Raw genomic sequence first — 8,071 nt, 5'->3', positions numbered from 1 at the left:
ATTGTGTATGGTTAGTTGCGTGATTTAAGGAACTAAGTTAGCAAATAAATCACAGATAGAATATTCCGCAGGAATGTTCGTAAGTAGGCTTAAAACTAGCAATTAATTATACGCGGTGTTGTGTATAGTGCTTTTGTTCATTTTTATAGTTTTCCATAAAATTATAATTCCGATTAATGCTATTATCAAACCGCCAATTAAAAAAGCCATTCCATAACCTTCAGCAAATATTCCGCAAAAGTAATTCAGATATCTGTTTATTATTCCGTCAGAGTAAATTCCAGTAGCAGATATTCCAAATGTCAAAATGAGAGCTACTATTGAATTTATGATTCCGAATTTGTTTTTCCAGTTTATAAGTCCAACAATTAAAATTCCGATTAGTAGACTTGCTATAGTCCAGTATGCTTGGTTAATAAAAAAATCTCCAACTCTAACATCAGTCAGCGATTCAAATTTTCCCCAATCTTCATTCATTAAAGCATCGAATTGATTTCCGTTATATGCCACGTACAATCGGTCAATTCCGCTTATGATAAAAATCAGAGCGAAACATTCTAATAAAATCAGTTTTAAGTTAAATTTCTGGATCATTTTAGGCATTGTACACAACGTTGTTGTATATGGTTTGTTGCGTATTTTAAGCACTAAAGCTAGTAAATAATTACCGACCAAGAAAGTCCGCGAGGACTTTCGTAAGCAGGCTATAACTAGCAATAAATTATATACGGTGTTAGCTACAGTATTTTATTAAAATTTGACTCTTTCAAGTCTATCCTTTTTTAATTTTTCAAGTATTGATTGTCTTTCGTGTTTATAATCAAATTCCTCATCAATTATACTAATATATTTTGATTTGTTAAAATACCAATTAACAGTTTCTCCATTAGATTCTACTAAAAAATCTCCAACTACATATTGAGCAACAGAATGAAAAATCATAACTGAAACAATCGCCAAAACTTTTTCTATGTCATTATTTAATTCACGTAACTCTTGAATTCCTTCATAGCCTATTGTTCTTCCAATTTCCGCTTTTGCTAATCTTTCTCGAATTTGATATGAACTAGAATGTGAATATTTACATAGATAACCATATAATCGTTTTGTCTCAGTCTTAAATTCCTCTTCTTTGTCTTTTAGATAAAAGAACTTTAATGTATTAATAGGATTAATATTTGAAGAATTTAATAGTTTCTCATATTCATCTATTTGGTCTTCAAAACTTTGTTTGGTTGTATTATTTACAATTAAACAACTTTTTATAGAAAGCTCAATTAAATACCTCAATTCTCTTCTACAAGTATTTGAAATTCCTTCTTTTGCTAGAATCTCAATTGAAATTACGGATTGAAGAATATCATCAATCATTCGTAAGAAGAAATTTCTTTCTCCACTAACACCATCTCTAGCTGAATTCATATGAGAAAATGACAAGCAATAGATAATAGATTTTCTCATTTTGAGTAATCTATTCCATTCATTCTTATATTCTTCAGAATCTAGTTCTTCCTGAATTTTATCTTTATTCATTTTAAGTTTGAGTAGGTTTTATATTGTAGCTAACGGTCTCGTATAAGAATAGTTGCGGGTTTGCGTGCGAGGAATTTCCGAAGGAAATTCAGACGTAGTAAACTTGCAACGACCTTTGGTTAAGCCCAAAACAGAGCGATTATTTTTATACATTGTTGTAAAACGTTTTTTATTCAGTTCAATTGATTACCAGTTATATCCAACACCGACATATTTAATTTTCTTTTCGGCAAAAAAGTTTTTATAATTCATAACTTCTTTTCGTACTTCAATTAGGTCCTTTTCAATTTTTGATTTATCGAGAATCCAAACTTCTTTCGTATTCCCATTTGTCCAGACAATGTTTTTTTCTCGATGTTTTACGTTAATTCCATTTATCCAACCACTGCATTCTGGAATTCCACAATTACACGAAAAAATATAATATTCTCCATCAGTTTCTAAACTTTTTAGGAAAGCATCAACATCAATAATATCACTCATTTCCGAATAAGGCTTTATTCCATTTATTCGTATTTCTAAATCTCCTTGAAACCAAATATCTTGTGCACCCAATTGACAAGCCTGAACTAACAATTCGATATTTATGCTATCTAATTTTTCTTTCATAATTTAATCAGAGAGTGATTTGTCAAATGTTTTACAACGGTTTAGGACATGAAAAGTTGCGATTTTGAAACCTCAATTTTCCAAGTTTTAAAGTTAGCATTTTTTTGTTTTAGAAACATTCTAATTTAGAAGATTAAGCAATTTTTTATGTGCATTGTTGTAATTTAGCGGCTTTTCATTCTGGTGCTAAAAATCAGACCGTTTCAACTTTCAAATCCGTAATAATTGTCAAAATCCTTGAATTTATCTTTCTAGTTTAATTTTATCATTCTACTTTTCCGTTTCAATGAGTTTTCTCGGAATCAATACTCATTTTCTCTGTTTTACTCGACTTTCTCCGTTTTAACTTATAATTCCGCTATTGTGCTAAAATCATTTCGCTCCGCCGAGTTTTTTGTAATTCGATTTTCAGATTCGTTGCTCAAAATAGAGTAGAAGTGGTTTTCAATTATTTCTATCTCAATAGTTTTATCGGCTCGTGACTCTGTTAGTTTATGATTTTAAATTTATCAAACTAAAATTGTGGATTTCCGACTGGAAATCCGCCGTTAATTACAACGCTGTTGTGTATGGTTAGTTGCGTGTTTAAGCAACTAATTTAGTAAACAAAAACGAACGCGAGAAAATTCCGAAGGAATTTTCCAAATAAGCACTTGCCAAAGCAATTAATTATACACGTTGTTGTATGCAGTTTTTATTCATTTATTAATTCTTCCAAAATTTTCTCAAAGTGTTCAATTACTAAATTCAAATTGTCACCACTTCCAATTCCGCCTTCGATATATTTTATAAAACCATTTTTGTCAATAAAAATATTTTCGGGATATGGTTTAGTCCCGATTTCTTTGATAAATTCTTTTTTATTAGTTAAATGAGTAAAGTTAAATTCCTTTTTATTCAAGAATTTGATAACATCTTCGTTATTGTCAAAAGTTAAGGCTACGAAATTAACTTTATCAGCATATTTTGATTTTAAGAGATTTAGTGCAGGCATTTCCTCAATACATCCACGACAACCAATAAACCATAAATTTACGAGAGTAGGTTTATCTTGTTTTCCGCCAATTACAATCTCTTCACCTTCGAGAGTTTTGTGCTTTTTCTCTGTAATTTCTAGTCCGATTTTTTCAAAATTATCAGACCTAATCAAATATTCATTACCAATTCTTAAGTCATATTCGAAAGGTCTAATTATTGAATCTCCACTTTTAATAATTTTTTTAAGCTTTGAAGTAACTCGAATTTCTTTTAGTAATGAGTCTCTTGTTTGTTTGATGTCGGACGGATTTGTTATTTCTATTATTGAATCAGATACTTTTAAATATAAATCTCCAATAAATTTATCGTATTCAAGAGTCGTATAAATTTCATTTGTGTAAAGATTTTTGTAAAAGTTTGGTTCTTTTTCACTACAACTGAATATTAGAAAAGTGAGTGCAAATAGAAGTTTAATTTTGTTCATTATATTCTTATAGTTTACAGATTGGTCAAATTGCATACAACGTTGTTGTATATGGTTTGTTGCGTGGTTTAAGCACCTAAATTAGTAAATAATTATTGACCAAGAAAGTCCGCGAGGACTTTCGCAAGTAGGCAAAAAGCCAGCAATAAATTATATACGGTGTTGTACAACGTTTTTTATTTCATTATTTCTCCGATTAAATCTTTGTCGACTTTTTCGGTGTTCAATTTTATATATCGATAGGATTTGACTTTAGAAATTTCAAGTTCCAAAATCAAAATTCTGTTTTTATTCGAATAGACAATTCCATTCTCAAAATTCAGATAGTTTACTCCGAATTCCGATTCCAATTCCGTTTTTGTTAGTCCAACCAGATTAGCTTTCCCTAATTCCAAATCTTTATTAAAAATTCTCAATTCAATCAGAATTTCAGTTTCGTCTTCGTAAGTGTGTTTGTTCTTTCCGTGTTTAAACACAACTATTTGGTCAATTCTTTTTGAGTCAGTAAAATTTTTAGTTGGATAATTATAAGTATAGAATATTGAGTCTTTAATTTTTGGCTCAAAGTAGTAATCCGTTCCATTACTTACGCCAGTTGTTGTGTAATTTATGTTTTTTGATTTTTTAAATTTCTGTAAGTCAATTGGATTTTCAAGTAAAGAATTCAGATTTTGATTTTTCAGATACTTTTCTTTTTCCGTTTTATCTGGTTCAGGAAGCAATTCAAATCTGTCAGGATTTGGTTCATTTTTTTTTCTTTCAGTTACATCTTTGCAACTTAAAAAAGTAAGAAATAATATTGTTAAAATTCCAATTTTCATTGTTTCGGTAAATGTTGTACAACGTTTATGTATAAGAATAGTTGCGGGTTTGTATGCGAGGATTTTCCGAAGGAAAATCAGACGTTACAAACACGAAACGACCTTTGATTAAGCACCAAGCCGCAATTATTTTTATACGGTGTTGCCAACAGTATTTTATTTTTTCCGATTATGAAATTCAGTCAGAATTTTTTGTTTTTCCAATTCCGAAAGTCCAAAATCAGTTATTAATTCAGGTCGAAAAGGTGGAATTCGGTTGTCAATCATTAAAACATTTTGAACCAAATATTCGCCAACTTTCAATTCGTTTCCTAAACAACCAGATTGATAATAAACAGAATAAATCGTGTCATTAATCGCATTTGAAATCAGTTCATGTTTGTTTTTGAAATTCTTTTTTCTCAATAATCCCTCGTAAGCAATTGCTTTGATATTCCCATTTGGAAATTCCGTAAGATTTAGAAGTTCAGATTCCGTAGCATTTTCCATAATCCATTTTCTACTTTCTATTTCTTCAGGCATTGCTCGTCCATTTCCACCAATTCCACTTGAAATGGATTGATATTCATAAACACTAATTGAATCTTTTACGTTGCTTTGAATTCCGTTCCAATTAAACGTCCAACTTTTTTCGTAGCCAGAAGTCAACGCAGCAATAATTCCAATTCCGAGTATTGTCAAAATTGGAAATAAAATCGAAAACCGACTTCGTTTGTTGTTATTTCTGCGTTTTTTCATATTGTTGGCAACGGTTACGTATAAGAATAGTGCGGTTTTGTGTGCGAGGATTTTCCGCAGGAAAATCAGAAGTAGCAAAACAGCACGAACTTATGATTAAGCACTAAACTACGCATTATTTTTATACGATGTTAGCTGGCGTTTTTTTCTTTATAATTCCGTTCAAACTCTCCGAATATTTTATTCAAATCAGTTCGTTCAGATTTAGTTATTTCATATTCTAAATCATCTAATATTTCTTTGATTATATAATATTCATCAAGGTTTTTTATTTTTCCTTTTTCGAGTACCTTTTTTGGCACATTTCTAATTTGGGAAGTCAGAATATTTATTGATGGGAAATTTTTAGAAATCAGACTGTTATTTAGTTCCGTTTTTAAGTTAGATGGCAAATCCTTAAGTCCAGTTAGAGAATCTCTTAAACCTTCTCTCAAACCTCTTCTCGCTAAAGAATCACTTTCCTTTTCCCAGTTCAGCAATACTTTTATAGGCGAAAATTCAGCATTCGGATCCACTTTTGCGTATTTCGCTTCAAATTCCCAAATTATTTTGAAAACTCCTTTATAAAATTCGTAATTCGATTTATTAATTTTCATCGTTCTTCAAATGACAGCTAACGGACGTGTGTAATGTTAGTTGCGTGTTTTAATTCACTAAGTTAATAAAAAAACTTTTGTTTATTTAAAAATAACCAAAGAACTCTAAACAAGCGATTACTAGCAATTAATCTTACACGTTGTTGTTTGCAGGTTAATGAAAATACAATTTTTCTTTTTAAAAAAGCTCAAACAAAAAAATATTTATAAAGATTGGAGTCCTACTGTCCTTGATAAAATAAGCAATGCCCTTAATTTAGAAATAAAGAATTTTATGATTAAAATTGGTAAAAAAAAACACAGAACAAAAAAATATTCATAACAATGCTGTGGCGATAGCTACTGACCTAAATAAAAATACACCACCCTTCATTAAATTCTTTATTTTGTATTCCTAAAAATTGTATTTTCTTTTCCATCTCGATTCCTGTTCGTGATTTTTAACCTGATAAACCAAAGATTTGTAAAATCCTAAAACCACTTGCAAACAACGTTGTTGTATATGGTTTGTTGCGTGTTCTAAGCAACTAATTTAGTAAATAATTACGGACAAAGAAAGTCCGCGAGGATTTTCGTAAGTAGGCTAGAACTAGCAATAAATTATATACGGTGTTGTAGCCAGTTATTTGATTGTTATTATTTCGCTTTCCCAATTATTATTTTTCCTATGGATGATTAATAATCCGTCTTCATTAGTTGTCAATTTAGATTTTAGTTCTCCCTTGTTATTTATAAAACAACTTTTTCCTCCAGCTTCTATGTTCCAGTGTTCTCCGTTAAAATTTGACATTAAAATATTTAACGAATACTTTTTAGCGTAGTTTTTTAATTTTTCTATTCCGCTGTCAATTCCATTTTTAGAGTAAAAGATACTCGGTAAATAAAATGTATTATTAAGTTCACAAGATTTTTTCGGATGTAGTTCATTTTCTATATCTGCACAAATTGCAAAAGAAAATCTTTCTTCATTAATTTCTATAATTGGATTATTTTCAAAAGAAGGTTCAAAATATCGTTCCTCTCCGTCGTGAAGATATTGTTTTGTGTAAATTTTAATCAAATTATTTGGCAGGAAAATAAAAGAGCCAATGTGCATTTTGTTGTCAATTTTTATAGGTGCTCCTACAACGATTGTTATATTCTTTTCGACTGCATTTTTTTTCAAAGTGTTTAACTTTTTATCAAATTCAGTCATTGAAAGTTCTCTCGCTTTTTCTCTACAATATCCAGTTATAGACATTTCAGGGAAAATAATTAAATTAACTCCATTTTTAGAAGCTAAATCAATCATTTTGTAATGAGTTTCTAAGTTCTGATTAATCTCTCCAATTGTTGATTTAATCTGTGCTGATGCTATTTTCAATTTAGGTTGGGTTTTAATTGGCTACAACGTGCTTGTGCATGACTTAGTATGCGTTGTTAAGCAACTAAATTAATAAATAAAAACTAACCATTAGTGAAATTCGGCAGAATTTCACGATACGCATAAAGCAAGCATATTAATTATGCACGTTGTTGCCACGCGTGGAATTTCGCTAATATTTTCACATGATCAAAGTCATTCCGTTTGAGTGAAATTCAACACAACAGTTGGAATTCGGCAATAGATTCATCCGCTTTCAATTCGGTTTTGAGTGAGGTTCAATAGTCGGAATTTCACACAAAGCTGCTCAAATTCCGCAAACTATATAAATTCCGTTTCATTATAATTCCGCAAGAGTGAAATTCAGTTTACAGTAAGTTTTTCGGAGTTTGAGTCGGCAGGAATTCGGTTATTTTAAAGTCTAGTTTTTTCAGTTTGAGTGGAATTCCGCTATGCTTGGCAACGTGCTTGTGCATGACTTAGTATGCGTTGTTAAGTCAACTAAATTAATAAATAAAAACTAACCATTAGTGAAATTCGGCAGAATTTCACGATAAGCATAAAACAAGCATATTAATTATGCACGTTGTTGCCACGCGTGGAATTTCGCTAATTATTTCACATAATCAATGTAATTCCGTTTGAGTGAAATTCAACACAACAGTTTGAATTCGGCAATAGATTCATCCGCTTTCAATTCGGATTTGAGTGAGGTTCAATAGTCTGAATTTCACACAAAGCTGCTTAAATTCCGCAAACTATATAAATTCCGTTTGATCCGAATTCCGCAAGAGTGAAATTCAGTTTACAGTAAGTTTTTCGGAGTTTGAGTCGGCAGAAATTCGGTTATTTAAAGCCCTATTTTTTCAGTTTGAGTTGAATTCCGCTATGCTTGGCAACGTGTTTGTGTATGGTTAGTTGCGTGGTTTAGCAACTAAGTTAACAAACT

Annotated in this window: 8 protein-coding genes; all 8 read right to left on the bottom strand. The window is 30.6% G+C overall.

Going from position 1 to position 8,071, the window contains the following annotated elements:
- Window positions 1-102: 102 nt before the first annotated feature.
- Window positions 103-594 carry a hypothetical protein gene (locus CXF54_RS12800; RefSeq protein WP_198551068.1) on the bottom strand — a complete coding sequence of 164 codons (492 nt, stop codon included), beginning with the start codon at window positions 592-594 and terminating at the stop codon, window positions 103-105.
- A 156-nt stretch (window positions 595-750) separates the two neighbouring features.
- Complete coding sequence (locus CXF54_RS12795; protein ID WP_101203854.1) at window positions 751-1,533, bottom strand: hypothetical protein; 783 nt, start codon at window positions 1,531-1,533, stop codon at window positions 751-753.
- Between the two features lie 186 nt (window positions 1,534-1,719).
- Window positions 1,720-2,142, bottom strand: a complete 423-nt coding sequence (locus tag CXF54_RS12790; RefSeq protein WP_101203853.1) for a hypothetical protein — start codon at window positions 2,140-2,142, stop codon at window positions 1,720-1,722.
- A 694-nt stretch (window positions 2,143-2,836) separates the two neighbouring features.
- A complete protein-coding gene (locus CXF54_RS12785) occupies window positions 2,837-3,604 on the bottom strand; it encodes a TlpA family protein disulfide reductase (RefSeq protein ID WP_157823451.1) in 768 nt (255 codons plus the stop codon).
- A gap of 176 nt (window positions 3,605-3,780) precedes the next feature.
- Complete coding sequence (locus CXF54_RS12780) at window positions 3,781-4,425, bottom strand: hypothetical protein (protein ID WP_101203851.1); 645 nt, start codon at window positions 4,423-4,425, stop codon at window positions 3,781-3,783.
- 156 nt (window positions 4,426-4,581) lie between these two features.
- Window positions 4,582-5,163, bottom strand: coding sequence for a hypothetical protein (locus CXF54_RS12775; RefSeq protein ID WP_101203850.1), 582 nt, complete (start codon window positions 5,161-5,163; stop codon window positions 4,582-4,584).
- Window positions 5,164-5,294: 131 nt separating this feature from the next.
- Window positions 5,295-5,759: a hypothetical protein gene (locus CXF54_RS12770; RefSeq protein ID WP_101203849.1), complete on the bottom strand. Its 465-nt coding sequence runs from the start codon at window positions 5,757-5,759 to the stop codon at window positions 5,295-5,297.
- Between the two features lie 622 nt (window positions 5,760-6,381).
- A complete protein-coding gene (locus CXF54_RS12765) occupies window positions 6,382-7,122 on the bottom strand; it encodes a carbon-nitrogen hydrolase family protein (protein ID WP_198551067.1) in 741 nt (246 codons plus the stop codon).
- Window positions 7,123-8,071: the final 949 nt, after the last annotated feature.

The sequence above is a fragment of the Olleya sp. 1-3 genome (genome assembly GCF_002836085.1).
GTDB lineage: Bacteria > Bacteroidota > Bacteroidia > Flavobacteriales > Flavobacteriaceae > Olleya > Olleya namhaensis.
Note: the sequence above shows the minus strand (reverse complement) of the source record. Positions and strands in the feature narration are given on the sequence as shown.